At 68.3% G+C, this 26,780-nt stretch carries 27 protein-coding genes; 12 read left to right on the top strand and 15 right to left on the bottom strand.

Features of this window, described 5'->3' with window-relative positions:
* Nucleotides 1-111 precede the first annotated feature (111 nt).
* From ACIBH2_RS09165 to ACIBH2_RS09155, 3 genes are read right to left on the bottom strand one after another with little or no spacing between them, the layout of a single operon-like run.
* Nucleotides 112-1,593 carry a gamma-aminobutyraldehyde dehydrogenase gene (locus ACIBH2_RS09165; protein ID WP_397115106.1) on the bottom strand — a complete coding sequence of 494 codons (1,482 nt, stop codon included), beginning with the start codon at nucleotides 1,591-1,593 and terminating at the stop codon, nucleotides 112-114.
* Nucleotides 1,594-1,604: 11 nt separating this feature from the next.
* Complete coding sequence (locus ACIBH2_RS09160) at nucleotides 1,605-2,969, bottom strand: aspartate aminotransferase family protein (RefSeq protein WP_397115104.1); 1,365 nt, start codon at nucleotides 2,967-2,969, stop codon at nucleotides 1,605-1,607.
* An 8-nt stretch (nucleotides 2,970-2,977) separates the two neighbouring features.
* Complete coding sequence (locus tag ACIBH2_RS09155) at nucleotides 2,978-4,468, bottom strand: CoA-acylating methylmalonate-semialdehyde dehydrogenase (protein ID WP_397115102.1); 1,491 nt, start codon at nucleotides 4,466-4,468, stop codon at nucleotides 2,978-2,980.
* Between the two features lie 127 nt (nucleotides 4,469-4,595).
* Here ACIBH2_RS09155 and ACIBH2_RS09150 point away from each other — a divergent pair, with 127 nt between their 5' ends.
* Nucleotides 4,596-6,197, top strand: a complete 1,602-nt coding sequence (locus ACIBH2_RS09150) for a PucR family transcriptional regulator (protein WP_397115100.1) — start codon at nucleotides 4,596-4,598, stop codon at nucleotides 6,195-6,197.
* On the opposite strand, the gene ACIBH2_RS09145 is transcribed toward ACIBH2_RS09150, so the two are convergent.
* The gene (locus tag ACIBH2_RS09145; protein WP_397115098.1) at nucleotides 6,141-6,941 is read right to left on the bottom strand and encodes a potassium channel family protein; all 801 of its coding nucleotides are present in this window, start codon (nucleotides 6,939-6,941) and stop codon (nucleotides 6,141-6,143) included. The genes ACIBH2_RS09150 and ACIBH2_RS09145 overlap by 57 nt on opposite strands.
* A gap of 269 nt (nucleotides 6,942-7,210) precedes the next feature.
* Here ACIBH2_RS09145 and ACIBH2_RS09140 point away from each other — a divergent pair, with 269 nt between their 5' ends.
* Nucleotides 7,211-8,725: an APC family permease gene (locus ACIBH2_RS09140; protein ID WP_397115096.1), complete on the top strand. Its 1,515-nt coding sequence runs from the start codon at nucleotides 7,211-7,213 to the stop codon at nucleotides 8,723-8,725.
* Here ACIBH2_RS09140 and ACIBH2_RS09135 read toward each other — a convergent pair.
* On the bottom strand, nucleotides 8,713-9,627 hold the full coding sequence (locus ACIBH2_RS09135; protein ID WP_397115094.1) for a LysR family transcriptional regulator: 915 nt from the start codon (nucleotides 9,625-9,627) through the stop codon (nucleotides 8,713-8,715). The two genes, ACIBH2_RS09140 and ACIBH2_RS09135, sit on opposite strands and share 13 nt — an antisense overlap.
* A 72-nt stretch (nucleotides 9,628-9,699) precedes the next feature.
* Between ACIBH2_RS09135 and dapA the strand changes: the two genes are divergently transcribed.
* Entirely contained in the window at nucleotides 9,700-10,608 is a 909-nt protein-coding gene (gene dapA, locus ACIBH2_RS09130; protein WP_397115092.1) for a 4-hydroxy-tetrahydrodipicolinate synthase, read from the top strand.
* A 25-nt stretch (nucleotides 10,609-10,633) separates the two neighbouring features.
* Here dapA and ACIBH2_RS09125 read toward each other — a convergent pair whose 3' ends face one another.
* Nucleotides 10,634-11,014, bottom strand: coding sequence for a VOC family protein (locus ACIBH2_RS09125; protein ID WP_397115090.1), 381 nt, complete (start codon nucleotides 11,012-11,014; stop codon nucleotides 10,634-10,636).
* A gap of 47 nt (nucleotides 11,015-11,061) precedes the next feature.
* On the opposite strand from ACIBH2_RS09125, the gene ACIBH2_RS09120 reads away from it, so the two are divergent.
* The 3 genes from ACIBH2_RS09120 (at nucleotide 11,062) to ACIBH2_RS09110 (ending at nucleotide 13,116) form a co-directional block, all read left to right on the top strand.
* Nucleotides 11,062-11,760: a hypothetical protein gene (locus ACIBH2_RS09120; protein ID WP_397115088.1), complete on the top strand. Its 699-nt coding sequence runs from the start codon at nucleotides 11,062-11,064 to the stop codon at nucleotides 11,758-11,760.
* A 55-nt stretch (nucleotides 11,761-11,815) separates the two neighbouring features.
* The gene (locus ACIBH2_RS09115; protein WP_397115086.1) at nucleotides 11,816-12,403 is read left to right on the top strand and encodes a GNAT family N-acetyltransferase; all 588 of its coding nucleotides are present in this window, start codon (nucleotides 11,816-11,818) and stop codon (nucleotides 12,401-12,403) included.
* Between the two features lie 83 nt (nucleotides 12,404-12,486).
* The gene (locus tag ACIBH2_RS09110) at nucleotides 12,487-13,116 is read left to right on the top strand and encodes a formylglycine-generating enzyme family protein (RefSeq protein ID WP_397116922.1); all 630 of its coding nucleotides are present in this window, start codon (nucleotides 12,487-12,489) and stop codon (nucleotides 13,114-13,116) included.
* Between the two features lies 1 nt (nucleotide 13,117).
* Here ACIBH2_RS09110 and ACIBH2_RS09105 read toward each other — a convergent pair whose 3' ends face one another.
* Complete coding sequence (locus ACIBH2_RS09105; RefSeq protein ID WP_397115084.1) at nucleotides 13,118-14,143, bottom strand: alpha/beta hydrolase; 1,026 nt, start codon at nucleotides 14,141-14,143, stop codon at nucleotides 13,118-13,120.
* 363 nt (nucleotides 14,144-14,506) lie between these two features.
* On the opposite strand from ACIBH2_RS09105, the gene ACIBH2_RS09100 reads away from it, so the two are divergent.
* Nucleotides 14,507-15,406: a cutinase family protein gene (locus ACIBH2_RS09100; protein WP_397115082.1), complete on the top strand. Its 900-nt coding sequence runs from the start codon at nucleotides 14,507-14,509 to the stop codon at nucleotides 15,404-15,406.
* 66 nt (nucleotides 15,407-15,472) lie between these two features.
* Here the strand turns inward: ACIBH2_RS09100 and trpA are convergent, their stop codons facing one another.
* The 3 genes from trpA to trpM all read right to left on the bottom strand — a co-directional run bounded on the left by trpA (nucleotide 15,473) and on the right by trpM (nucleotide 17,766).
* Nucleotides 15,473-16,276 carry a tryptophan synthase subunit alpha gene (gene trpA / locus ACIBH2_RS09095; protein ID WP_397116920.1) on the bottom strand — a complete coding sequence of 268 codons (804 nt, stop codon included), beginning with the start codon at nucleotides 16,274-16,276 and terminating at the stop codon, nucleotides 15,473-15,475.
* A gap of 8 nt (nucleotides 16,277-16,284) precedes the next feature.
* Nucleotides 16,285-17,520, bottom strand: coding sequence for a tryptophan synthase subunit beta (gene trpB / locus ACIBH2_RS09090; RefSeq protein WP_397115080.1), 1,236 nt, complete (start codon nucleotides 17,518-17,520; stop codon nucleotides 16,285-16,287).
* A gap of 81 nt (nucleotides 17,521-17,601) precedes the next feature.
* The gene (gene trpM, locus ACIBH2_RS09085) at nucleotides 17,602-17,766 is read right to left on the bottom strand and encodes a tryptophan biosynthesis modulator TrpM (RefSeq protein WP_397115078.1); all 165 of its coding nucleotides are present in this window, start codon (nucleotides 17,764-17,766) and stop codon (nucleotides 17,602-17,604) included.
* Between the two features lie 96 nt (nucleotides 17,767-17,862).
* On the opposite strand from trpM, the gene ACIBH2_RS09080 reads away from it, so the two are divergent.
* Nucleotides 17,863-18,291 (top strand): iron chaperone, encoded by a 429-nt coding sequence (locus tag ACIBH2_RS09080; protein ID WP_397115076.1) that lies wholly within the window; start codon nucleotides 17,863-17,865, stop codon nucleotides 18,289-18,291.
* A gap of 12 nt (nucleotides 18,292-18,303) precedes the next feature.
* Here ACIBH2_RS09080 and ACIBH2_RS09075 read toward each other — a convergent pair whose 3' ends face one another.
* Nucleotides 18,304-18,810: a nuclear transport factor 2 family protein gene (locus ACIBH2_RS09075; protein ID WP_397115074.1), complete on the bottom strand. Its 507-nt coding sequence runs from the start codon at nucleotides 18,808-18,810 to the stop codon at nucleotides 18,304-18,306.
* Nucleotides 18,811-18,862: 52 nt separating this feature from the next.
* On the opposite strand from ACIBH2_RS09075, the gene ACIBH2_RS09070 reads away from it, so the two are divergent.
* The 3 genes from ACIBH2_RS09070 to ACIBH2_RS09060 all read left to right on the top strand — a co-directional run bounded on the left by ACIBH2_RS09070 (nucleotide 18,863) and on the right by ACIBH2_RS09060 (nucleotide 21,271).
* Nucleotides 18,863-19,633, top strand: a complete 771-nt coding sequence (locus ACIBH2_RS09070; protein WP_397115072.1) for a sporulation protein — start codon at nucleotides 18,863-18,865, stop codon at nucleotides 19,631-19,633.
* A gap of 70 nt (nucleotides 19,634-19,703) precedes the next feature.
* Nucleotides 19,704-20,783, top strand: a complete 1,080-nt coding sequence (locus ACIBH2_RS09065) for a dihydrodipicolinate reductase (RefSeq protein ID WP_397115070.1) — start codon at nucleotides 19,704-19,706, stop codon at nucleotides 20,781-20,783.
* Entirely contained in the window at nucleotides 20,780-21,271 is a 492-nt protein-coding gene (locus ACIBH2_RS09060) for a carboxymuconolactone decarboxylase family protein (protein WP_397115068.1), read from the top strand. Before ACIBH2_RS09065 ends, ACIBH2_RS09060 begins: the two co-directional genes overlap by 4 nt.
* 9 nt (nucleotides 21,272-21,280) lie before the next feature.
* On the opposite strand, the gene yaaA is transcribed toward ACIBH2_RS09060, so the two are convergent.
* A complete protein-coding gene (yaaA, locus tag ACIBH2_RS09055; RefSeq protein ID WP_397115066.1) occupies nucleotides 21,281-22,024 on the bottom strand; it encodes a peroxide stress protein YaaA in 744 nt (247 codons plus the stop codon).
* Between the two features lie 135 nt (nucleotides 22,025-22,159).
* Here yaaA and ACIBH2_RS09050 point away from each other — a divergent pair, with 135 nt between their 5' ends.
* Nucleotides 22,160-23,917, top strand: a complete 1,758-nt coding sequence (locus tag ACIBH2_RS09050; RefSeq protein WP_397115064.1) for a proline--tRNA ligase — start codon at nucleotides 22,160-22,162, stop codon at nucleotides 23,915-23,917.
* A 63-nt stretch (nucleotides 23,918-23,980) separates the two neighbouring features.
* On the opposite strand, the gene ACIBH2_RS09045 is transcribed toward ACIBH2_RS09050, so the two are convergent.
* The 3 genes from ACIBH2_RS09045 to ACIBH2_RS09035 form a co-directional block, all read right to left on the bottom strand.
* Complete coding sequence (locus ACIBH2_RS09045; protein ID WP_397115062.1) at nucleotides 23,981-25,396, bottom strand: three-helix bundle dimerization domain-containing protein; 1,416 nt, start codon at nucleotides 25,394-25,396, stop codon at nucleotides 23,981-23,983.
* Nucleotides 25,397-25,539: 143 nt separating this feature from the next.
* A complete protein-coding gene (locus ACIBH2_RS09040; RefSeq protein ID WP_397115060.1) occupies nucleotides 25,540-25,974 on the bottom strand; it encodes a ferritin-like domain-containing protein in 435 nt (144 codons plus the stop codon).
* A complete protein-coding gene (locus ACIBH2_RS09035) occupies nucleotides 25,971-26,537 on the bottom strand; it encodes a hypothetical protein (RefSeq protein ID WP_397115058.1) in 567 nt (188 codons plus the stop codon). The genes ACIBH2_RS09040 and ACIBH2_RS09035 overlap by 4 nt, the downstream gene beginning before the upstream one ends.
* Between the last annotated feature and the right edge of the window lie 243 nt (nucleotides 26,538-26,780).

The following is a 26,780-nucleotide window of genomic DNA, read 5'->3' as shown; positions in this document are numbered from 1 at the left end:
GTTGCGGGAGGCGCGAAGGGTGTTGCTCGTTTGTAGCTACACCAGTACCAGAGTCGATGCCGGGGCACCGCTGACGCGGCCGTGTCGAGAGAGGGTTGGGGATCGGCCGTGCTATTCGGCCATAAAGATCACCTCGTGCCATGGTTTGCGGGCCACCGCGGTGATATCGGAGATGACGTGCTTGACATTGGTGTACTCCTCGAACGAGTACAGGGACATGTCCTTGCCGAATCCCGAAGCGCCGTAACCGCCGTGCGGCATCTCGCTGATGATCGGGATGTGGTCGTTGAGCCACACGCAGCCGCAGCGTATCTCCCGGGCGGCGCGCTGGGTGCGGAACACATTGGTGGACCACGCCGAGGCCGCGAGACCGTAGGGGGTGTCGTTGGCCAGGGCGATGGCCTCGTCGTCGGTGTCGAACGGCAGCGCCACCAGCACCGGGCCGAACACCTCCTGCTGCACGATCTCGGAGTCCTGGGCGGCGCCGGTGATCAGGGTGGGTTCGAACCAGTGGCCCGCGGCCGGGGTGTGTTCCGGAATCCGCCCGCCGCGAACGACTTTCGCCCCGGCGTCGCGGGCGCGTTCCACCATGGCGATCACCTTGTCGCGGTGGGCGCGGGTGATCAGCGCACCCATATCGGTGGTGGGATCGTCGACCGGTCCGAGCCGCACCCGATCCATGAGATCGGCTACGCGCCCGACGAATTCGTCGAACAGTGGCCGCTGCACGTAGGCGCGGGTGGCGGCGGTGCAGTCCTGTCCCACATTGATGAGCGACCCGGCGACCGCGCCGCGCGCGGCGGCCTCGAGGTCGGCGTCGTCGAAGACCACGAACGGCGCCTTGCCGCCGAGTTCGAGGTGTACGCGCTTGACCGCACCGGCCGCGGTGGCGGCCACCTGACGGCCGACCCGCGTGGAGCCGGTGAACGACACCATCGCCACATCGGGATGCGAGACCAGCGCCGCACCCGCGAGTTCGCCTGTGCCGGTGAGGATATTGATCACCCCCGCCGGAATCCCGGCGGCGACGGCGGTCTCCGCGAACAACAGCGAGGTGAGCGGGGTGAGCTCGGAGGGCTTGAGCACCACCGTATTTCCGGCGGCCACGGCGGGCAGGATCTTCCACGCCGCCATCTGCAAGGGATAGTTCCACGGCGCGATGGAGCCGACCACGCCCACGGGTTCGCGGCGGATGGTGGAGGTGTGGTCGGCCGAATACTCCGCCGAGGCTTTACCTTCCAGATTCCGGGCGGCCCCGGCGAAGAAGGCCACATTGTCGATGGTGCCCGGCACGTCGAAACCCTCGGCGAGCCGAATGGGTTTGCCTGCGTTGCGGCTCTCGACGGCGGCGAATTCGGCGGCCCGTTCCCGCAGCAGTCCGGCCCAGGCGTGCATGAGGTCGGACCGTTCGCCCGGCGTCCGGCCCGCCCAGCCCGGGAACGCGGCCGTGGCGGCGGCCACGGCCGCGGCCACATCGGCGGCGTCCGCGCCCGCACCCGTGGTGATCTCGGCTCCGGTGGCGGGTTCGGTGATCGTCAGCGCCGCACCCGCGCCCGCCCGCCGCTCGCCCGCGATGAACTGCAACCGTTCCATGGGGTCTCTCCCTACAGATAGCCGTCGGCGACTGTCAACGCCTGGTCGAGCAGCGCCAGCCCTTCCTTGGCCTCGGCCTCGCCGATGACGCAGGGCGGAACCACGTGCAGCCGATTGAAGTTCACGAACAGCAGCAGTCCGGCGGATTTGGCCGCCGCCACCGTCGCGGTCATGGCCGGACTGGTGCCGCCATAGGGTGCGAGAGGTTCGCGGGTGTCGCGATCGCGCACCAACTCGAGGGCCCAGAAGACACCGAGCCCGCGCACCTCGCCGATACTGGGATGGCGTTCGGCCAACTCCCGCAGTCCGGGGCCGAGCACGTTCGCGCCGATGTGCGCGGCATGCTCGACGATGCGCTCCTCGGTCATGGCCTCGATGGTCGCCACCGCCGCGGCGCAGGCCAGGGGATGCCCGGAGTAGGTGAGACCGCCGGGATAGGCGCGATCGTCGAAGCTCGCCGCGATCCGAGGGCTGATGGCCACGCCGCCGAGCGGCACGTAGCCGGAGTTCACGCCCTTGGCGAAGGTGAGCAGATCCGGTACCACGCCCTCGAAATGGTCGATGGCGAACCATTCTCCGGTGCGCCCGAACCCAGCCATCACCTCATCGGCGATGAAGACGATCCCGTACTTGTCGCACAGCTCGCGCACGCCCGCGAGGTAACCCGGTGGGGGGACCATGATTCCGGCGGTGCCGGGCACCGATTCGAGCAGGACCGCCGCGATGGTGCTGGCCCCCTCGAGCACGATGGTCTGTTCGAGATGTTCGAGGGCGCGCTGTGTCTCCTCGGCCTCGGTGCTGGCGTGAAAGTGGCTGCGGTACAGGAACGGTCCGAAGAAGTGCACGATCCCGGCATTGCCGTGGTCGTTGGGCCAGCGGCGAGGGTCGCCGGTGAGATTGACCGCCGTCTCGGTGCCGCCGTGATAGGAGCGGTAGCGGGCGAGCACCTTGTACTTGCCGGTGTGCAGCCGCGCCATGCGCACCGCGTGCTCGACGGCGTCCGCGCCGCCATTGGTGAAGAAGATCCGGTTCAGCTCGCCCGGGGTGCGTTCGGCGATCAGTCGCGCCGCCTCCGACCGTGCCGCATTGGCGTGCGAGGGCGCGATGGTGCACAGCGCGGCCGCCTGTTCCTGAATGGCGGCAACGACTTTCGGATGCTGATGGCCGATATTGGTGTTCACCATCTGCGAGGAGAAGTCCAGCAGCCGGTTGCCGTCGCCGTCCCAGAGATAGCAGCCCTGGGCGGCGGTGACGACCATGGGTTTCAGCGCCGCCTGCGCCGACCACGAGTGGAAGACGTGCGCGCGGTCCAATGCGTAGGTGCGGGCGGCCTGTTCGCGTGCCGCCTCGGGGGTCATACCGTTCGGGAGGGTCATGGTCGTCCTCAGAGGTTCTGGGGGAAGCCGAGATTCAGCCCGCCGTGGCTGGGATCGAGCCAGCGGGTGGTGACGGCCTTGGTGCGGGTGAAGAAGTGCACGCCGTCGATACCGTGGGCGTGGGAGTCGCCGAACAGCGAGTTCTTCCAGCCGCCGAAACTGTAGTAGGCCATGGGCACCGGTATGGGGACGTTGATGCCGACCATGCCGACCTCGACCTCGTTGTGGAAACGTCGAGCCGCGCCACCGTCATTGGTGAACAGGGCGGTGCCGTTGCCGTAGGGGTTGGCGTTGATCAGGGCGAGGGCCTCGTCGTAGGAGTCCACCCGCAGCACCGAGAGCACCGGGCCGAAGATCTCGTCGGTGTAGACGCTCATCTCGGGAGTGACATTGTCGAGAACGGTAGGGCCGAGCCAGAACCCGTCGGCGTCGCCATCGGCCTCGACGCCGCGCCCGTCGAGAGCCACTGTGGCACCGGCGGATTCACCCGCGTCGATGTAGGAGGTCACCTTGTCGCGATGCGCCCGGGTGACGAGGGGACCCATATCGGTGCCTCGGGTGCCGTCGCCGATACGAATGGTCCTGGCGCGCTCGGTGATTCGCGAGACCAGGTCGTCGGCGATCGGTCCGACCGCGACCAGTGCGCTGATGGCCATGCACCGCTCACCGGCGGAGCCGAAGCCCGCGTTCACGGCCGCGTCGGCGGCCAGATCCAGATCGGCGTCGGGCAGCACCACCATGTGGTTCTTGGCCCCGCCGAGGGCCTGCACCCGCTTGCCGCTGGCCGTGCCGCGCTCGTAGACGTAGCGCGCGATCGGCGTCGAACCTACGAACGACACCGCTTTGACGGCCGGATTGTCCAGGAGTTCGTCGACGGCGACCTTGTCACCCTGCACCACATTGAAGACGCCGTCGGGCAGCCCGGCCTCCTGCCACAGCGCCGCCAGCCACAGCGCGGCCGACGGATCCTTCTCACTCGGCTTGAGCACCACCGTATTTCCCGCCGCGACGGCGACCGGGAAGAACCACATGGGCACCATGGCCGGGAAATTGAACGGCGAGATGATCGCCACCGGGCCCAACGGCTGGCGAATGGAGAAGATGTCCACCTTGGTGGAAGCGTTCTCGGTGTAGCCACCCTTGAGCAGATGCGGTATGCCGCAGGCGAATTCGACGACCTCCAGGCCGCGCGTCACCTCGCCGAGCGCGTCGGCGAGCACCTTGCCGTGCTCGGCGGTGACAATCGCGGCCAGCTCTTCCTTGCGCGCGTTGAGCAGTTCGCGGAACCGGAACAGCACCTGGGTGCGCTTGGCCAACGAGGCGTCGCGCCACGCCGGGAAGGCCGCCGCGGCGGCGTCCACCACCGCCCGCACATCGGCCTGATTGGCGAGGCTGACGCGTCCGGTCACCGCGCCGGTCGCGGGATTGGTCACCGGCGCGGTCGATTCGCTGGTTCCGGCGAAGGGTTTGCCGTCGAGCCAGTGCGCGATGGTCTGCATATCTCCTCGATTCCTGAGGGTCCGCGAGTACGAGTGGAATCCACCCCGGTCCTACCCTGGCCCATCAATCATCGGATGAGTCCCGACGATCTGTACACGATTTCGGAGTTCGTATTACGATTCGTCGGTGCTTCTCTCGGTCGCTGATGTGGTGGCGATGCCGGTGGTGCGGGCCGGACAACCCGAGGTCGTCGGCGGCGGATCACTGGATCGTCCGGTGCGCTGGGTCCACGTCAGCGAACTGTCCGATGTGGCCGAGCTGCTCGTTGGCCGCGAATTGATACTCACCACGGGCCAGGCGCTCACCCACGGCGACGCCGCCACCGTCGAGTACCTGAAATCCCTGGCGGCTGCCGGTGTTTCGGGTCTGGTCGTCGAATTGGGCACCTATGTCAGCGAGCTGCCGCCGCTGGTCGCCGACACCGCCGACGAACTGGGCCTGCCCGTGATCGCGCTGCACAAGATCGTGCGGTTCGTGGAGGTCACCGAGGCGGTGCACCGGGTGATCGTGGCCGACCAGTACGCGGAGCTGGAATTCGCGCGGACCGTACACGAGACCTTCAGCGCCCTGAGCGTGCGAAGGGCCTCGCTCACCGAGATCGTGAAAACCGCGGCGACCATGCTGGACGCGTCGGTGGTGCTGGAGGATCTGACGCATCGGGTGCTGGCGCTCACCGCCCGGCACGCGGCGACCTCGGCGATTCTCGAACACTGGGAGACCACCTCGCGCCTGCTGCCCGACAGCGATGCCACGGTGTGCCCGGTCGGGCCGCACACCCAGCGGTGGGGGCGGCTGATCCTGCGCTCGCACCGGGTGCCGACCGCTCGCGCGCGCATGGTGCTCGAGCGCGCGGCCCAGACCCTCACGCTGCATCGCATGATCGAGCGCGATCGGTTCGGCCTGCACCGGCAGGCACAGACCGGGCTCATCGACGACATGATCAACGGGCGCGTCGGCGACGAGCGCGACGCTCTCGCGGTGGCCGCCACCCTGGGGCTGGCTCGGCGCGCCCGCTATGTGCCGCTGGCCATCGATATCGCCGCTGTGAACGAATCCGATCCGGTGGCCCGGCAGCGCCGCACCGCCGCCGTCCTCGACGCCGCGACGCACGGCGTGGCGCTGGGCAAGGCGACCGCGCTCACCGCACCCGAGCACGGCGACCGCGTGAATCTGATTCTCGCCGTGAACCGTTCGGCCGATCTCGACGAAGCCCTGACCACGGTCTGTACCGGAATAGCCGCCGAGGTGCGCCGGGTCGCGGGCGTGGAACGGGTGGTCATCGGCGTCGGCGCGGACTCGGAGTCGCTGCTCGACACCGCCCGCGAACTCGCGCAGGCCGCGCATATCGCGGAAGTGGCGCTCTCCCTGGAGACTTCGGTGCGCCGCGCCTTCTACCGCAGCGGCGATGTGCGGCTGCGCGGGCTGCTCTCGCTCATCCGCGACGAGCCCGGGGTGCAGCGGTTCGCCGAGACCGAGCTCAGTGCGCTACTGCGCCACGACATTCGGCACGCCACCGACCTCACCCGCACGCTGCGTCAGTTCCTCGACCTGGCGGGCAACAAGACCGAACTCGCCAAGCGGCTGAACATCAGTCGCCCGACGCTGTACGACCGGCTCGCGCGCATCGAACGGATACTCGATGTCGATCTCGACGATGGCGAGACCCGCACCTCACTGCACACGGCTCTGCTCATTCGCGATCTCGCCGCCCCCGCCGACACCCGGTGATTCGGTCTCGGAGCCGGTGCGCAAGGCGGCGACCTCCGCGCGCAGCGCCCGCAATTCCTCGGCCAGCGCGCCGATTTCGCGATCGGCGCGGTCGGCGGACTCCTCCACCGATTTGAGCTGGTCGACCACCCAGCTGGTGGCGGTGCCGATGGCGAAGCTGATCAGGCCGATTCCGAAGAACATGAGCACCAGCGCGATCAGGCGGCCCTCGACGGTGACCGGATAGTAGTCGCCGTAGCCGACCGTGGTCACCGACACCGACGCCCACCAGAGGGCATCGCCGAAGTTCTGCACCTTCGCGCCCTCCACGCCGTATTCGGCGTCGAACATGGCCAGGCTGCACAGGTAGATCACCAGCGCCGAACTGGTGCCGACGAAGACCGACAGCCGCATGCGGCTGAAGGTGTGCCGGTTGAGCGTGTCCAGGACCACCATGGCCGCGCGCATCAGGCGCAGCGGGCGCAGCGGCGGCAGCAGCGCGATGAGCAGTTCGATCGGGTGGGTCCGCACGAAATGCCAGCGGTGCGTGGACAGCCAGCAGCGGACGGCGAAATCGGTGGCGAACAGCAGCCAGATCAGCACGTCGAAGGCGGTGAGCAGGAAGTCCACCCGCGGTGACGCGCCGGTGTCGAGGACCCGCCAGGAGTAGGTGGCCAGGAACAGGACCGCGAGCACGGTCATAGGGATGCTGGTGGCGCGCTCGTACGCCAAGCGGCGCGCACTGGGCGCATCGGTCGAAACCATGGGAACTACCTGCGGATCGGGCTACTGGACCTGCCGAGGTTACCCGCCGTGACCACCGGGTTCGGCGGCATTGCCGGAGCTCGCGGCGGTGACGGCCCATCCGGCCCGACGAACCGTAAAGCGGGGGACCGGGTTTCGATGCGATCGTAAAGATTGTGAGCTAGGCCACACCGATGGTTTCTGGTGGTAACCCCGTTTCATATCGCCGCAATCTTCCGGACCGCACAATCCCTCACTAGGTCGCAGGACCGAATGATGAGGAGCTTGATATGGAACCGGTTACGCCAACGGTGGTTTCGGGGGGAGCCGACACCGCGCCGACAGGCATCGCACGACTCAAACCCAATGCGGTGGGGCTGCTCGGCGTGATCTTCATGGCCGTCGCCACGGCCGCGCCGATCACCGCCATGACCGGCAATGTGCCGTTCATGATGTCCTCGGGCAGCGGCATCGGCACGCCCGCGGCATATCTCATCGCCATGGTGGTTCTCGCCATCTTCTCGGTCGGCTTCACCACCATGAGTCGGCATATCACCGCCACCGGCGCGTTCTACGGCTTCATCTCCTTCGGCCTCGGTCGCACCGCGGGCCTGGCCGCCGGACTGCTCGCCGCCTTCGCGTACATGGTCTTCGAGCCGTCCATCATCGGCATCTTCTCCAGCTTCGCGCACTCCACGGTGTCGGATCAGCTGGGTCTGGATGTGCCGTGGTGGGTGTTCGCCATCGGCATGCTGGTGGTGAACAGTCTGGGCACCTGGTTCGGAGTCGCTGTCGCGGAACGCATTCTGATCGCGCTGCTGGTCACCGAGGTGACGGTGCTCGCCATCATGGCGGTGTCGGTGCTGTTGCACGGGGGTGGGCCCGACGGTATTCCGCTGGATCCGATCAATCCCGTGAACGCCTTCGCCGGGGCGTCGGCGGGGCTGGGGTTGTTCTTCGCGTTCTGGTCGTGGGTGGGGTTCGAATCCACCGCCATGTACGGCGAGGAGTCGCGCGATCCCAAGCGAATCATCCCGCGCGCCACCATGATCGCGGTGCTCGGCGTCGGCGTCTTCTATGTGTTCGTATCGTGGATGGCCATCGCGGGCAGCGGCCAGGACGCCGCCATGGCGGCCGCCGCCTCGGCGAATCCCATGAACGTCTTCTTCGGTCCGACCGAAACCTATGTGGGGCAGTGGGCCGTCACCGCGATGCAGTGGCTCATGGTCACCGGCTCGCTGGCGTGCGGTATGGCCTTCCACAACTGTGCGGCGCGCTACCTGTACGCGCTGGGGCGCGAAGGCGTTGTTCCCTTGCTACAGAACACAATTGGGCGTACACATCCCAAGAACGGCTCCCCGCATATCGCCGGATTCGCGCAGACCGTCATCGCCGGGCTGCTCATTCTGGCCTTCGGGCTCGCGGGCAAGGATCCCTACACCGGTCTCTACACCCTGTTGGCGGTGCTCGGCACCATGGCCATCCTGGTGGTGCAATCGGTCTGCTCGTTCTCGGTGATCGCCTACTTCCGTGACAACCACCCCGAGACTCGCCACTGGTTCCGCACCTTCGTCGCTCCGCTCGTCGGCGGCGTGGCCATGCTCGGCGCGGTCGTGCTGCTCATCGTCAATATGGAGACCGCGGCGGGTGCGGAGGCGAATTCGCTTGTGCTGCGGGCGACTCCGTGGATAGTCGCGGCCATAGCGATCGCCGGGATCGCCTACGCGCAGTACCTGAAGCGCCGCGACCCCGCCCGCTACGCGCTACTGGGCCGAACCGTGCTGGAGGAGACTCACGAACGCTGACCGGGGGTGCTCGCGGGGCCCAGCTCCGCGAGCACCGCGTGAACGGCCGGGCTGGCCTGGGCGCTGCGCCGCCAGGCCGCGTGGATCTCGCGCTTGGGCTGTCGCCGCAGCGCACGGGTGACCAGACCGTCGCCGATGGGCGGGCGCGCCAGGCGGGGGATGAGCGCGACCACGTCGTTGGCGGCGACGAGCGAGAGTTGGGTGGCGAAATCGTCGACCAGATGCCGGACGTCGGGGTCTTCGGGGATATCGGCGCAGAGGCGGCGAAACCATTGGTGGCACACCGTTCCGGGTGGGCTTGTCACCCAGGCTTGACCGATCAGGTCCTTACCGGTGAGGGGATGGGCGTGGTCGGCGAGCGGATGGGTGCGGTTCATGACGAGATCGCCGATATCGGTGTGAATGTGGCGCTGGGTCAGCGCTGCGGGCAGCGGGGCGGGCAGATCGTCGGCGTCGTGGACCAGGGCGAGATCGGCGGTACCGGCATCGACGCTGTGTAGCGCCTGGTCGGGATCCTGTTCGGTGATGTGCAGGCGCAGCTGCGGGTACCGCGTCGACAGCCGGGCGACGGCGGGCGCGAGCAGGCCGCGGATACCGGTGGAGAAGGCGACCACGCGCAGGACGCCGCGCGGCTCGCCCTCCGACACCGATTGCGCCGCTTCGGCACAACGCTCCAGCGCCTGGAACACCTCGGGCGCGGAATCGACCAGCGCCCGCCCCGCCGGAGTGAGCACCACGCCGCGCCCCGCCGCCGCCAGCACCGGCACTCCGAGTTGGCGTTCCAGGCGTTTGATCTGCTGCGATACCGCCGAGGCCGTGAAGCCCAGCTCATCGGCGGCCCGCGCCAGCGTGCCGAGGGCGGCCACCGACCGCAGGGCCCGCAGCGCCGCCACATCGATCATGAAGCCACACTACGCAATATCGGCAAGAAACCTTCGCTGGACCCCATGATTGGGGAGCGTCAGGATCGAAGCATGACCGCCCCACAGCCCTCCGCCGCCCAGCTCTTCGGCACCAATCTCGTCGCCATGGTGACACCCATGCAGCCCGGTGGCGCGCTCAGCGAACCCGGAATCGCCAGCCTCGTCGACCATCTCGTGAACTCCGGCTGCGACGGCATTGTCGTGGCCGGAACCACCGGTGAATCGCCCACCCTGTCCGAAGCCGAGACGGCCCGGCTCATCGGCACCGTGGCGGAGCGGGTCGCGGGCCGGGCGCGCGTGGTCGCCGGTGTCGGCACCTACGACACGGCCGCCAGCGTCCACCGCGCGCAGGAGGCCGTGGCCGCCGGGGCCGACGCCCTCCTGCTCGTCTCGCCCTACTACTCCAAGCCGACGCAGGCCGGGCTGGTGGCGCACTGCGTCGCGGTGGCCGACGCCACCGAACTCCCCGTCATGCTCTACGACATCCCCACGCGCACCGGCACTCCGTTCGAGGCCGCCACTCTGGTCGAACTCGCCGACCATCCCCGCATTCGCGCGGTCAAGGACGCCAAAGGTGATCTGTTCGAAGCGATGTCGCTCATGGCGCGCACGCCGCTGGCGTACTACTGCGGCAGCGATGATCTGAATCTGCCCTATCTCGCCTGTGGCGCAACGGGTTTGGTGAGCGTCATCGGCAATCTCGTGGCTCACCGCAATGCCGAGCTCATCCGCGCGGTCCGTACCGGTGACCTCGATGCCGCCCGCGCGATCCACACGCCGTTGATTCCCTTGGTGGAGGCCATCATGCACACCTCTCAGGGCGCGATCATGGCCAAGGCCGCCCTCGCGGAATCGGGCATCATTCCGCACGCGACCGTGCGCCTTCCGCTGGTCGAATCGCCGCCGCCGCACCTGCGGCGTCTCAGCGCCGCGCTGGCGGGCATGGCCGCGCCCATCTAGCGCGGTACGCGCACCCGCCGTGCGGTCACAGGGGGTCGAGGCGGGTGTCGAGGAGGCAGAATTCATTGCCCTCCGGGTCGGCCAGGACGTACCAGCTCTCCTCGCCGGTCTGCCCGATATCGGTGGGTTTGGCTCCGAGGGCGAGCAGGCGTTCGAGTTCGGCGTCCGCGTCGCGATCGGTGGGATTGACATCGAAGTGCAGCCGCAGCTTTCCGGTGCGCGGGTCGCTGCTCGGACTGAAGACGAGGGTGAGCTGCGGCCCGCCGACAGTGGAATCGCGCGGGCCGATGGCGATACTTCCGGCTTCGCGGTCGAGTTCGACGAAGCCGAGCGCATTGCTCCAGAACGCCGCGAGTAGATCGGGATCGGCGGCGTCGATGACCAATTCACTGATGCGGCATGCCATCACGACAGTCTACGAGGGTCGCCGGGGGCTTGCTGCATGATTGGGCCATGCTCCCCACCGATGATCTGGCCCCGGCGGACCGCCGCCCAGCCGTGATCGACACGCCGCTCGGCATCGTCGGATTCGACGTGACGCTCGGCTCGGAGGCGCTACCCGCTACGCCGAATGCGGTGTGGCGCTTGGCCAATGGCTCACACCTGCACCGCTGGCAGCAGCGTGGCGCGACGGTGGATCTGCTGCTCGGCGGTATCGACGTCCCGCCCTGGGACGGCGGCGCACCCGTCCCGATGTGGGCGGCCATCTGGCAGGTGCGGGCCACCGAGACCGTCCCCGCCCTGACCATCTCCGCCGAGGTGACCGACCTCCCCGCCGACGCCTACGGCAGCCCCGACCCCGCCGAATGCCTGGCTGCCATCACGATCGAGAACGACCACTTCATGGTCTCCTTCGGCGGCCCCGACACCGAACTACTCGCCATGCAAGCCGCCGACGGCCGCCTCATGCCCACCACCTGGACCCAGCACCTCCCCACCGACGACACCACCCCCGACTACGGCGTCCACTACCCCACCCCGCACCGCATCACCTGGCAGCTCCCCGCCCTAGCGCCCCAAGAGGCGGCCCGCCTCTGCATACCCACCGCCTGGTCCCCCCGAGACGACGACCGCCCCGCCGCCTGGTACGCCATCGACCTCCCCCTCGACACCGCCTACCACCACTTGACGACCGGCCAAGTGGACTGCTGAATTACCGCTGAATTGGACATACTGAAGGACCAATTCGATGGCTACCGTCAGGCGTATGAGCGGTGATTGGCAGGTTGTCCCCACGTTGCGCGGTAAGCATGTCCGGCTGGAGCCGTTGAGCGCGGCGCATGCAGAGGGGCTGTTCGAGTCGACGCGGGATCCGGGGATCTGGGCCTGGTTGTCCATGCGGCAGCCGGAATCGGCGGATGTGTTGCGGGAGTGGATTGTTCGGCATGTCGCGGCGGAGGGGGTGCGGGCGTTCGCGCAGGTCGACGCGGAGACCGGGGCGGTGGCGGGGACGACCTCGTATTACGAGGTCGATCCGGTACACCGGGCATTGGCCATCGGGTATACCTGGCTCGGGAGTGCCTGGCAGCGGACGGGGGTGAACACCGAGGCGAAGTTGCTGTTGTTGGAGTACGCCTTCGAGGAGTTGGGGGCGATTCGGGTGGTGTGGCACACCGATATTCGGAACCTGCGCTCGCAGCGCGCCATCGAGCGATTGGGTGCCCAGCGCGAAGCGGTGTTGCGGCAGCACCGGATTCGGCCCGACGGCAGCCTGCGGGACACGGCGCAGTACTCGATGCTCGACGTCGAGTGGCCGGGTGCGGCGGCGCGGTTGCGGGCACGGTTGGAGCGTTGAGTTCGCGGACGGATAGCCGTGGCACGGGGCGAGGTCGCGCGTCACTAGGCTCACCGGTCGTGGACACAGACGCACGGATCGAGATGGTCGACCTCCCGGCGGGCCAGGTGACGTTGTCGGATCGCCGGACCCAGCACAGGTGGACGGTCGCCGTCGCCGCCTATCGATTGGCGGTCGCCCCGGTCACGCGGGCGCAGTACGCGCGGGTGGTGGGGGAGTGTCCGAGCGGGACGGAGCGCTTGCCCGTCGACAGCGTGTCCTGGGAGGACGCCGTGCGCTTCTGCGACGCGCTATCCGAAATCGACGGCCTCACACCGGTTTACCGCGCGACGGGCGAGAACCTGGAGTGGGATCGGTCCGCCGACGGCTACCGCCTGCCCACCGAGGCCGAGTGGGAGTACGCCTGCCGCGCGGGCACCACCACCCCGCGCTACAGCGAATTGGACGACATCGCCTGGTACCGAGCCAATTCCGACTCCCGCCCCCACGAGGTCGGCACCAAACTGGCCAATCCGTGGGGACTGCACGACATGCTCGGCAATGTCTGGGAATGGTGCTGGGACACTTACGATCCCGAGGTCTACGGCAGCTACCGGGTGCTGCGCGGCGGAGGATGGTTCGACGAACACTGGAGTTGTCGAGTATCGGTGCGCCGCCGCAGCCATCCCACGTTGCGCCTCGACGATGTCGGCTTTCGGCTGGCGCGCGGCTGATTCAGGCGGGGACGCCCATACCCTCCGCGAGCAGCGGCCAGGACTTGTGCAGGGCCTCTTCCCAGTACGGCCAGTAGTGGGTGCCGACCGGGTTGAACTGGTAGGTCGCCGGGATGCCCAGCGAATCGAGGCGCGACTTCAGGTTGGCCGTGCAGCTGTTGACGGCCGCCTCGATCGCCACGCCGAGCCCGAGGTTGACCGCACCGGTCGGCCCGGGCGAGGACTCCAGGTAGTACCGCACATCCTCGAGCATCGGAATGCCGCTGCCACTGGAGATGTAGAGGCGGGTGCCGCGCAGCTTCTCGGCATTGATGACCGGGTCGTTCTCGGCCCAGACCGGGCTGTCGGGCGGGCCGTACATATTGACGGTGTTGCCACCGGCCCAGGTCTCGGTCGAGAAGCGGACGAACTGCTGGCCGACGGGATCGGCGATCTGCGCGCACCCGCTGTAGGCCGCGACCGACTTGAACAGACCCGGCTTGGCCTCGGCCAGTTGCAGCACCGAGGTGCCGGAGGTGGACAGGCCCGCCAGGGCGTTGAGGCCGGTGGAATTCAGCGCCTTGTCCAACAGCGGCGGCAGTTCCTCGGTGAGGAACGTCTTCCATTTGTTCAAGCCGAGCTTCGGATCGCGCTGCAGCCAATCGGTGTAATAACTGCCGCGTCCGCCGATCGGCTGAATGACATTGACCTGTTTCTGCGCCAGGAATTGCAACGCGTCGGTCTGGGCGGCCCAACTGGCGGTGCCCTCACCGCCGTCGAGGCCATTGAGCATGAACAGATTCGGCGCGGGCGCGGATTCGTCGACCGGACGCTGCACATCGATCGGGATATCGGTCTGCATGGCCGCCGAGTACACCTTCAGGTGCCAGGTGCGGCCCTCCTTGGTCACGGAGGTGATCGACGACTGCTCCGGCGCGGCCGCGGCGGTCCCGCCGAGCAGCCCGACGAACAGCGAGGTCGTCAGTGCGACCGCCGCCGCGCGCACCGCGCCGAGACCGCGAAAACGCCCAGTTCTTCCGACATGCATCCAGGTAACTCCCTTTGCCTGTTGTCCTTCGACCGGCCCGCGTGGCCAACCAACCCCGACCGCTACGTCTTCCGCCGGACCGGAACTGTTACACGGCAGTGCCTCACACCACTTTGGGCGCGGCGCGGAAATGCGGTAAAACGATGTCGCCGACCAGTACTCGACTGGCCGGTTTCTTGGTAGTTTCTGTCGGGTACGTATGGGTTGCCGGGCATTCGCTGTGGTCGGTTTGTCGGCTTCGTGCGGTGCGTGCCTGGAAATCGGCGATGGGGCCGATCTGGAGTACGAGAACAACTGCAACTCAAACCGTCCGAGCAAGGAGTGTGGGGCTTGTCAATTCGTACGGAGCGGTCATTCAGGAGGGTGTCCGCGGTCGCGACGGCGTTCGTCGTGGTTGCGGCCGGAATGCTGTGGGCAGGCGGTACGCCGCGGGCGGAGGCGGCACCGGATTGTCCGGATATGAATGTCATCGCGGTGCCGGGCACCTGGGAGACCTCGCGGGAGGAGTCGAGCCAGGGCATGCTGTCGCTGGTGACCCGCGGGCTGCCGGGTTCGGTGCGCACCGACTACGTCAGCTACGCGGCCACCGCGCTGCCCTGGGAAGGTGAGGTCTACGGGCTCTCCAAGCGGGACGGTATCAATACCGCCCGCGGCATGATCGCCCAGATGGCGGCGCGTTGCCCCGCAACGCGTTTCGCGCTCATCGGCTACAGCCAGGGCGCGGATGTGGCCGGTGATCTGGCCGCGGAGATCGGCACCGGACTCGGCGTGGTGCCGCCGGATCGGGTGGCCGCGGTCGGCCTGCTCTCGGACCCGCGCCGCTCGGTCACCGATATGCTGGTCGGCCCGCCGGTGCCGGGTGCGGGCGCCGGTGGCGCGCGCGTCGGCGGCTTCGGCTGGCTGACCCCGAAGGTGCGGACCTTCTGCGCCGACGGCGATCTGTACTGCTCGGTGCCCAGCGATGATCTCGCCGGGCGCTTCGCGGGTTTCTTCACCCAGCTGTCGGCCCCGGATCCGCTCCAGGTCGGCAACTATGTGCTCTCGCTGCAGAGCATTCTGGGTGAGGCGCTGTTCCCGGGTATCAACGCCATTCTCGCGGCTCCGGCGGACGATCCGGCGGGCGAGCAGTGGGTGCGGCAGGTGGAGGAGTTCCTCCGCTCCGGCGCACATCAGTCGTACCCGAGCTATGTGGTCGACGCCAACGGCACGACCGCCACCAGGTGGCTGCACAACTGGCTCGTCGACATCGCGTCGGAACGCTGAATCCCTTTGCGCTGACGCATTTTTCGACCGTGTGGGGTGCCCCGATGGGGCACCCCACACGTGTTTTCAGCCCCGGCGGCGCACGCCCTCGGCGAGCTCCGCCGTGAGCGCCCGCACGGCCGCGAGCCCCGCCTCCTCGGTCGGCGCGTCGAGCAGCGCCTTGACGAACGCGGTGCCGACGATCACGCCGTCGGCGTAGGCCGCCACCGCCGCCGCGCGCACGGCATCGGAGATGCCGATCCCGACGCAGACCGGCAGTTCGGTCACCGCCCCGACCCGCCGCACCAGCGTGCTCGCCGCCTCCCCGACGGACTCTCCGGTGCCCGTCACCCCCATCATCGCCGAGGCGTACACGAATCCCGTACCGGCCGAAGTGATCTCGTGCAGCCGTTCGGTGGTGCTGCTGGGCGCGACCACGAAGACGGTGGCCAGTCCGTGCGCGGCGGCCTGCTCGCGCCACCGCGCCGACTCCTGCACCGGCAGATCCGGCAGAATGCAGCCCGCCCCGCCCGCCTCGGCGAGTTCGGCGGCGAAGCGCTCGATGCCGTAGCGGTCCACGGGATTCCAGTAGGTCATCACCAGGACCGGCTTGCCCGTGGCCTCGTGCGCCGCGCGCACCGTGCGCATGACGTCGGCGATCTTCAGCCCGCCGCGCAGCGCGATATCGTCGGCGGTCTGGATGACCGGACCGTCCAATACCGGATCACTGTGCGGCAGACCGACTTCCATGATGTCGGCACCGGCGTCGAGCACCTCGGTGATCGCGGCGATCCCACCGTCGACGGTGGGGAATCCGGCGGGCAGATACGCGATCAGCGCGGCCCGGTTCTCGGCCTCGGCTTTCGCGAAGGCCTCGTGCAGCAGTCGAATGTTCCCGCTCACTTCGAGCCCTCGTCGGCAGCGTCGAAATACCGTGCGGCGGTTTCCATATCCTTGTCACCGCGCCCGGAGAGGTTCACCAGGATCAGCCCGTTCGGGCCGAGTTCCCTGCCCACCTCGAGCGCACCGGCCAGGGCGTGCGCGCTCTCGATGGCCGGAATGATGCCCTCGGTGGCCGACAGCAGTCGAAAGGCCCGCATGGCGGCGTCATCGGTGATCGGGCGGTACTCGCCGCGACCACTGTCGTGCAGATGCGCGTGCTCCGGCCCGATCCCCGGATAGTCCAGTCCCGCCGAGATCGAGTGCGCCTCGGTGATCTGCCCCTGCTCGTCCTGCAGCACGTAGGAGCGCGAACCGTGCAGAATCCCGGGCTCGCCCGCCGAGAGCGAGGCCGCGTGCTTGCCGCTGTCCACCCCGAGTCCGGCGGCCTCGCAGCCGATCAGACGCACACTCTCATCGGCCAGGAAGGCGTGGAACAGGCCGATGGCATTCGACCCGCCGCCCACGCACGCGACGGCCGCATCGGGCAGCCGTCCGGCGCGCTCGAGCAGTTGACGGCGTGCCTCCACGCCGATCACCCGCTGGAAATCGCGAATCATGGCCGGGAACGGGTGCGGCCCCGCGACCGTGCCGAAGATGTAGTGCGTGTTCTCGGTATTGGCGACCCAGTCCCGGAACGTCTCGTTGATGGCGTCCTTGAGTGTGCGCGACCCGGTGGTCACCGGAACCACCTGTGCCCCTAGCATTTTCATGCGAGCGACATTGAGCGCCTGACGTTGGGTGTCGACCTCGCCCATGTACACGGTGCACTCCAGCCCGAACAATGCGCAGGCGGTCGCTGTGGCCACCCCGTGCGATCCGGCCCCGGTCTCGGCGATCACGCGGGTCTTGCCCATGCGCTTGGTGAGCAGCGCCTGGCCGAGCACATTGTTCACCTTGTGCGAGCCGGTGTGGTTCAGATCCTCGCGCTTGAGGAAAACCCGTGCGCCACCGGCGTATTCGGCGAAGCGCGGCACCTCGGTGAGCGCGGTGGGCCGCCCGGCGTAGTTGGCGAGCAGGCTGTCGAGCTCCGCCGTGAAGTCGGGATCGGTCTTGGCCTTCTCGTAGGCGACGGCGACCTCGTCCACGACGGCGACCAGCGCCTCCGGAATGAACTTGCCACCGAATGCGCCGAAATAGCCCTCGGCGCTGGGGATCTGGCCCGGCGGCGCCGGGGCGAAGAATTCGCTGTCCATATGTCGACATGCTCCTGATCCGGGACGGACGTCCCGGTTGTGCGGCTGATGGTCAAAGCCGCGGGGAGGGCGAAGAATGCCTCAGAGACCCCGCGCGATGCGTGGCACGCCGAGCCATCGCATCCCATTGACCTGACCCGGCTCGGAGCCGATCACATAGCGCACCCGACGGCCGTGCACACGTCGCGCGGGAGCCCGGCAGCCGCGCGGGCGGCAGCCAGGAGCGAGACGGGCGGCGATGGGCATGGTTCGGAGCCTAACCGATCGATCAGTTTTGAAGAAGCCAGGCCCCGGCCGCGCTCCCTAGCATTGAGATATCACTTCGACCAGTAAGGAACCCCGATGAGCGACGCGAAGCAGCCCGCCAAGAACTCCGACGGATTCACCGAGGCCGAGCGCAGCGCCATGAAACAGCGCGCCAAGGAGTTGAAGAAGGGCGCGGACAAGGAGAGCGACGTCCTGGCCAAGATCGCCGAGATGTCCGAGCCCGATCGCGCCCTGGCCGAGCGAATCCACGCCCTGGTCAAGGCCGCCGCACCGAACCTCACCCCGAAGCTCTGGTACGGCATGCCGTCCTACGCCAAGGACGGCAAGATCGTCTGCTTCTTCCAGACCGCCGAGAAGTTCAAGGCCCGCTACGCGACCCTCGGTTTCAACGACATCGCCGCCCTCGACGACGGCACCATGTGGCCGACCGCCTTCGCCCTCACCACCCTGACCCCCGAGGACGAGGCGCGCATCACCGATCTGGTGAAGCGCGCCGTGGGCTGACGTCGATGACGCTCAGTGACTGGATTCGGTTGCCGCCCAGCGATTCGCGGTGAGGGTGAATCCGGGCAGCGCGTCCAGTGACATGGTGGATTCGAAAATGCGCTCGTAGCCGGTGTGCTCGATGAGCCAGCGCCCGTCCTCGCGGCGGTAGCGGTCGCGGTAGTAGGCGGCCCCGCGAATGGCCACCCGATAGTCCGGCACGATCACGGTGTCCTCCAGACACCAACTGCCCGTGGCGGTCTCGCCATCCACCTCGATATCCGGGTGGGTGGCGACGTGCACGGTGATGATATTGCCGCCCAAGGCCTTGCGCATGTAGCCGACGATCTCGTCGCGCCCGGTGAACTCCAAAGGCCCACCGCCGGACGGTGATCCGTAGGACCCGGTCGCATCGGCGGCGAAGGTGGCGGCGAAATCGTCCCACCGCTTGAGGTCCAGGGCGCGCAGGTAGCGGTACTTCAGGGTGCGGATGCCCTCGATGGCGATCAGATCCATACCCGACACCATGACATGGGTCACACCCTCCGCGCTCGTTAAGCGTTCGCCAAGCGGGGGCGGTGAGACTGTGGCCATGTTCAAGAAGTTGCTTGCTGCTGTCGGAGTCGGTGGGGCCGAGGTCGAGACCGAACTGCACACGCCGGGGGTACAGCCGGGCGGCACGGTGCAAGGCGTCATCCGATTGCGCGGCGGCGGTGTCGCCCAGGACATCAGCCGCATCGCGCTGGAACTGGTGTCCCGCGTCGAGATCGAGAGCGGCGGCGAGGAATACGACGGCTACCGCGGTTTCCATCGGTGGAATGTGCACGGCCCGTTCACCTTGACCGCGAATGCCTCCGACGAGTTCCCGTTCGCCCTGCCGGTGCCCTTCGAAACCCCGATCACCTTCTACAACGGCCGTCACCTCCCGGGGATGGAGATCTTCGTCCGCACCGTGGTGGAGATCGAAGGAGCCGTCGACGCGGGCGACCGCGATCCGCTCGGCATCGGCGCGCTGCCCGCGCAGCACGTCATCCTGGCCGCCCTCGAACAGCTCGGCTTCCCGCTGCACCGCGCCGATGTGGAGCAGGGTCGGCTGCGCGGCATCCGCCAAGAGCTGCCGTTCTACCAGGAGATCGAATTCGGCCGCTCGCACCGCTTTCCGCGCCTGAACCAGCTCGAGGTCACCTTCGTCGCGCGGCCCGACGGTATGGACGTGGTGCTCGAGGGCGACAAGAAGAGCGGCTGGGTGCGCGAGGGCCGCGACGTCTACGACGTGCTGCGCGTCGACTACCACGCCCTGAACAATGTGGATTGGGTCGGCATGCTGCACCACCGGTTGGAGACGATGTCCAGCGGACACTGAGGCGCGACAAAACTGAAACGTGTTCTCGAAATAGGCCCGAGCGGCGGCCCGCGACTGCTACCGTCCCGGCATGATCGCCACCCTGGTCTGGGGCACCGGCAATGTCGGCCGGGCCGCCATTCGCGCCGTCGCCGCGCATCCCGCCCTCACGCTCTCCGGTGTTCTCGTCCACGACCCCAAGAAAGTCGGCAAGGACGCGGGTGAATTGGCCGGGCTGGACACCGGTGTGGGGGTCGCGGCCACCGACGATATCGACGCCGCGCTCGCGGCCGGGCCCCGCGCGGTGGTGTACGCCGCCTCCGGCGATATCCGGCCGCTCGAGGCGTTCACCGATATCCTGCGCGCCATTCGCGCCGGAGCCGTGGTGGTGACGCCCGCGCTCTACGCCTTCTACGACCACCGCAGCGCCCCAGCGGATCTGCGCGAGCAGGTGCTGGAAGCCATTGCCGCGGGCGGCGGTTCGCTGTTCGTCTCCGGTATCGACCCGGGCTGGGGCAACGATGTGCTGCCGCTGCTGGTGACCGGGCTGGCCAGCACCGTGGAGGTGGTGCGCTGCCAGGAGATCTTCGACTACACCACCTACGACCAACCCGATTCGGTGCGCTACCTGGTCGGCATGGGCCAGCCCATGGACTACCAGCCGCCCATGCTGGCGGCGGGCGTGCCGACCATGGTGTGGGGCGGGCAGATTCGGCTCATGGCGCGGGCGCTCGGCGCGGAGCTCGACGAGATTCGCGAAACCCTGGACCGGCGCGCCCTCGACGCCACCGTCAGCACCGACCGCATGGGCGAATTCGAGGCGGGCACGCAGGGCGCGGTGCGCTTCGAGGTCCAGGGCATCATCGACGGTGAACCCCGCATCGTCATCGAACACGTCACCCGCATCCACGCCTCCTGCGCCCCCGACTGGCCCACCCCGCCCACCGGCGACGGCGCGCACCGCGTGATCATCGAGGGTCGTCCGCGCATCGAGGTGAGCATCGAGGCCACCGACGAGGACGGCAATCGCTCCGCGGGCGGAAACGCCACGGCCGTAGGCAGATTGGTCGGGGCCATCGACTGGCTCACCGCCGCCGACCCCGGCCTCTACGACGCACTCGACGTCCCCCTGCGACCCGCCGTCGGCATTCTCGGAAAGGCACATCCATGATCATCGACATCCCCGAGGGCAAGGACCCCATCGGCTACGTGTGGGGCGAAATGGTCCCGGGCATCGGCATCGCCGCCTCCCAGTTCTCCCTCGCCGTCTACGAGCACACCACCTTGGGGCTGCGCGAATTCGAGGCCGCCCGACTGCGGATCGCGCAGATCAACGGGTGCCTGTTCTGTCAGGACTGGCGCACCGAGAAGGACGGCGCGAAGGTCGAGGACACCTTCGCCGACGCCGTCACCGAGTGGCGCACCACCGACGCCTTCGACGAGCGCACCCGCATGGCCGCCGAGTACGCCGAGCGCTACGCCCTCGACCACCACAATCTCGACGACGAGTTCTGGACGCGCATGTTCGCGCACTACTCGCAGGCCGAGGTGGTGGAGCTGAGCATGTGCATCGGCTCCTGGCTGGCCTTCGGACGCCTCAACCACGTTCTCGGACTCGACGCGGTCTGCGTCCTGCCCAGCCACCTGGCCGGGAAGTAGCGCCCGCGCTCAGGTGATGACGAGAAGTTCGGTGGGGGAGGCGATCTCGATGCGCAGCCCCGCCTTCTCGGCGACCTTGGCCAGACCGTTGATATCGGTCGGCTCCGAACGGGTCAGCACCAGTGCCCGCGCCAACAGGCCCTTGTGATGTTTGTTGAAGTGGCTGACCACGGTTCGCGTACCGTCGGGCCGCTCGGTGAGCACGGTGGCGGTCACCGCGCCGGGCACTCGGCCCAGCTGCTGATAGGTCCCCGAGCGCAGGTCCACCACCAGGTCGCCGTCGGCCTCCTCCTGTAAAGCCTTGGGCAGCACCTGCTTCCACAGCGATTGCAGGGTGGGCTGGCCCGGCAGCTTGGAGCCGCCCGAGAGCCGGTAGGCCGGAATCGGATCGCCCGCGCGCACCACACCGAACAGCGCCGAGCCGATACCCACGCGCGCCTGCGCCTTGGCCCGCTGTGCCTTGGTGAACGAGGCGGCGTCGAGCGCGTCGTAGAGCACCCCGGTGTAGCGGTCCAGCGCGGGCCGGGTGGGGGAGGAGCGCAGCGCGGCATTGCGTGCGATCTCCGCGTCAGCCCCCTTGCCCAAGCCCAGGGCCGCGCGGGAGGCCTCCGGATCGGCCGCCAGCAGCGTCAATTCGGTGCACAGCGCATCACGCACCTTGGTGAGCTGCGGCAATGCGAGGGCGTCCAGGTCCAGCGGAGCACCCGATCCGCCATCGGACTTGGTTTCGGAGGGAGGCAGCAGCACCAGCACGAGCCAACACGGTACCGGTGCGGGCGGTCAGGGCGCGGAGGCGGTAGCTTGCGTAACCATGGAGCGCCCCCGCCCGCACCGAATAAGGCGAATGCCTTGTGAACAGCGCGGCGGCAGCGGCTAGTCTGTGGAGCCGTGATCACCCGCCTCTCACACCTGTTCCTGCGTACCCTGCGCGACGACCCCGCCGACGCCGAGGTGCCCAGCCACAAGCTGCTGGTGCGCGCCGGATACGTGCGCCGCATCGCGCCCGGCGTCTACTCGTGGCTGCCGCTCGGCCTGCGCGTGCTGCGCAAGGTCGAGGATGTGGTGCGGGAGGAGATGAACGCCATCGGCGCTCAGGAGATCTCGCTGCCCGCGCTGCTGCCGCGCGAACCGTACGAGGCCACCAACCGCTGGGTCGAGTACGGCGACGCGCTGTTCCGGCTCAAGGACCGCAAGGGCCAGGACTACCTGCTCGGCCCCACCCACGAGGAGCTGTTCGCGCTCACCGTGAAGGGCGAGTACAACTCCTACAAGGACCTGCCCGTCACGCTGTACCAGATTCAGACCAAGTACCGCGACGAAGGCCGTCCGCGCGCGGGCATTCTGCGCGGGCGCGAATTCATCATGAAGGACTCCTACTCCTTCGACCTCGACGAGGACGGGCTGAAGAAGAGTTACAACGCCCACCGTGAGGCGTATCAGCGCATCTTCGAGCGGCTCGGCGTGCAGTACGTGATCGTGGCCGCCACCTCCGGCGCCATGGGCGGTTCGGCCTCGGAGGAGTTCCTGGCCGACAGCCCGGTCGGTGAGGACACCTACGTCATCTGCCGCGCCTCCGGCTACGCCGCGAATGTCGAGGCCGTGGTCACCGCCGCGCCGCCCGAGATCGCGATCGAGGGCCAGGCCGAGGCGGTCGTGCACGACACCCCCGACACCCCCACCATCGCGACGCTGGTCGACTGGGCCAACGGCGCGGGCATCGCCGAACAGCTCGGCCGCCCCGTCACCGCCGCCGACACCTTGAAGAACGTCATGGTGAAGCTGCGCCATCCGGACGGCAAGACCGAGATCCTCGGCGTCGGCATTCCCGGTGACCGCGAGGTCGACGACAAGCGCCTCGGGGCCTCCGTCGAGCCCGCCGAGGTGGAGCTGCTCACCGACGCCGACTTCAAGGAGAACCCCTTCCTGGTCAAGGGCTACATCGGCCCGAAGGCGTTGCAGGCCAACGGTGTTCGCTACCTGGTCGACCCGCGCGTGGTCTCGGGTACCAGCTGGATCACCGGCGCGGACGAGCCCGGCAAGCACTACGTCGGTCTGGTCGCGGGCCGCGACTTCACCCCCGACGGCACCATCGAGGCCGCCGAGGTCCGCGACGGCGACCCCTCGCCCGACGGGCGCGGCACCCTCGAATCGGCGCGCGGCATCGAGATCGGCCACATCTTCCAGCTCGGTCAGAAGTACACCGACGCCTTCGAGGTGGACGTGCTCGGCGAGGACGGCAAGCCGGTGCGCCTGACCATGGGCTCCTACGGCGTCGGCGTCTCCCGCATGGTCGCGGTGGTCGCCGAGCAGATGCACGACGACAAGGGCCTGCGCTGGCCCCGCGAAATCGCCCCCTACGACGTGCACGTGGTCATCGCCAACAAGGACGAGGGCGCGCGCGCCGGAGCCGAACAGGTGGCGACGGAGCTGAGCGCGGCCGGGCTCGACGTGCTCTTCGACGACCGCAAGGCCTCCCCGGGCGTGAAGTTCAAGGACGCCGAACTGCTCGGCATGCCCCTGGTCGTGGTCGTGGGCCGCGGCTGGGCCGACGGCAAGGTGGAGCTGCGCGACCGCTTCGCGGGCACCAGCGACGAACTGCTCGCCGAGGGCGCGGTCGAGGCCGTCCTGGCCAAGGTGCGCGGCTGACGCGATAGCCGCACAACGGAATTCGAGCCGCGCACCGGTGGGTGCGCGGCTCGACTCGCGATATCAGTTGTAGGACTTGGCGACCCCGTCGAGCAGGTGTTCGAGGGTTTCGTAGTCGGGCGGGTCGATCACGTCGATGAGCTGCGGCGTCACCGGCACCTGGTAGCGGCCCGCCACCTGGGTGAACTGTGTCGGGTCGGCGGTGCGGAAGCCGTGCTCGGCCGCGAGTTTCTGGAGGTCCGGGTCGGTGGTGAGCAGTTTGCCGAGGCGGTCGCCGCTGTCGTTCAGCGGCACCACCGTGTGCTGCGACAGCACCGTCGGCGACGGGTACATGAGCACCATGTCCGGCTTCAGCTGGCCGTGCGCGGCGGCCTCCACGAACTGGGCCTCGTAGATCCACACCATCGGCGTGGGGCCCATACCGCTGGACAGATACTCCTTGAACGGTCCGTCGGAGCTGTTCTCGGTGTAGCCCTGTCGGGTGAACAGGCGCGAAACCCGGGATACCGCATGCTCTTCCGCCGCGGTACCGCGCACGATCGTATTGTCGTTCGCGACATAGGCCGCCGCCGCCAGATACATGGCCGCCGAACTCGAGGTGCGCGGATCGGTGGTGGAGACCAGCACATTCTTGCGCACCGGATAGACGGTGTTGTCCGCCAATTGATCCCACTGCACACCCCGCTCGGCGAGCGCGAGGAATTTCTCCACATCGAAAGTCGGCACCGGTCCCGGGGTGACGATTCCGGCCCGCGTCAGCAATTCCACGATCGGCGTGAACGTGGCGATGGCCATGGGCGAGGAGAATGGCGTGTATTTCCCGCTCACTCCGCTCTGGCGCTGAATCCGTTCGGCCGCCGGTGCACTCGACGGAAATGCGAAATCGTACTTCGCCAGGTCGACGGTGGTGGCGATCTGCCGGGATCCGGCCGGGTCGACCTCGACCTTCACCCCGTGGCGGGCCAGCACCTCACCGACGCGAGGGTCCTCGAAGAAGGCCGACTTCTCCGATCCCACCACGCCGCGAATGGTGGTCGCACCCGAGGTGGCGCCCGTTCCGGGAACAGTTTCCGAATCGCCGCCGGTGCCCAGCGCCACCGCGACGGCGAGCACCACGACAATGGCCGCGGCGAGCCCGCCCAATACCCGCTTGTCCCGGGCCAGCGTGCGCCAATCGGTATTTCGCTGCGACGGCTCCGAATTAATCCGGCCCGCATCGGGATTCGCGCCCACCACACTCGCGGTGATGCGTTCGGTCACCTCGTCGCCCGTCCGCGGCTCCAATTCCCGCCGTACGATCCGCTCCACCAGAATCGGTACGAATTCCCGAATCTTGTGCCCCTCGAACCGTTTCCGGGCCGCACCCACCACCGCATCGACCCGATCCGCCGAATGCGTCTCCCCGTACGCGTTCACCAATCGCTCCCGCACCTGCGAGAGCGCCTTCTCCTCGCGTCCGGTATCCACCGTCACCAGCATCTCCTCAGCCCTGCGTCGGATCGACTGCGCGGCAGGAGAACCGGCCCCGCCGACGCGCTCGCCAAGCTGTCTATCCGCAGACTCGGAACAGCAGGCGACGCGCAGGTGTGCAGCGCCTGAACGCAATACGAGGGATGCGCGCCTCAGGGCTGGCCGGGAAAGGCCACCGTCGCCGGATTCGTCCCCAGAATCGCCTGCCACGACGCCAGTCGCAGTGCGGATTCGGTGAGCCCGTCGATACCCGTACGCCGAATGTCCGGGGTGTCGGCGCGCTCCACCACCGAGCGCCACGCGGTGGCGGTATCGGTCTCGACCACCACGGCGAGCTTGGCCGCCGGAATGGGATCGTTCACCGTGAACGGCACGGTATAGGCGGCCTCGGGCGCCGGGGCCGGTGCGCCCAGCGACTCGATCAGATCGATCGTGGCGTCCCGGCGCGCCCGATGCGCCGCCGTGTACTCCGAAACCAGCTTCCGCCGTTCGGTATTGGCGAAGGCGGCAATGATCCCGTACGCGTAGACAGCGGCGTATTCGGCGTTCAACGCATCGATGAGCGCCTGTTGGTCGATAGTCGTCATGCGAGCAGAACTCCCACGTGGGTGGCGCAGGCGGCGCTGATGGAGGCGAGCAGGGCGGCGCGGTAACCGGATTGGGTGGTGGACAGGTCGGCCGCGGACTTCTGGGAGTTGGTCAGGCCGGTGCGCAGTTCGTTCACCGACGGCGGAGTGGCGGGGGCGATCGGGGTCACCGGGGGAGTGCGGTGCGAGGGGGTGGTGCCATCGCCGTAAACGCCTATGGCGCGGTCGATTTCGGTGCGCAGGGCATCGGCGTGCGCGGTGCGCTGGGTGGCGATGGTCTGCAGGGCCGCCGCCCGGTCCGGCGCGGTCGCGATGGCGGCGGTGGCAGCCACCGCGTCGGAGCGGGCCGACAGCTCCTGTGCCACAAGTGGATCCGGCGCGGCCGGTGCGTCCTCGGCGCAACCTGTCACCGCGCCCAGCGCCACCATCGCCAGCGCGCCGCCCCCGGTCCAGCGCAGTACGGCGCGACGATCGAGGGTGGCTGTCGGTGAGCTGGAACACGAAGCCGGGGGAACCGGCGAGACCGTGACATCGGCCGCATGACGAGGAGGGCTGCTGGGCACGGATACATGGTGCCAGCCCCTCGAGCGGCCCCGCCGCGCCAGGCCCCTCCGATAGGCTGTGATCTCGGTCGATACCCGCCCCGACCGGGCGCGTCGTCCTGGACACGCCGACGGTGCGGCCCACCCCAGCGGGCGGAAGCCGCGGCCGTTGGCTGGTCCTTTACACTCTTTCCGCGCGTTACGCTAGACCTTTGACAGGTATTTCGTCGTGGCCGCGCGCCGCCGCCGCTCGACCCCGATCGA

Source organism: Nocardia sp. NPDC050406 (genome assembly GCF_044459025.1).
Classification (GTDB): Bacteria; Actinomycetota; Actinomycetes; order Mycobacteriales; family Mycobacteriaceae; genus Nocardia.
This window is presented reverse-complemented; position numbering and strand designations above follow the sequence as displayed.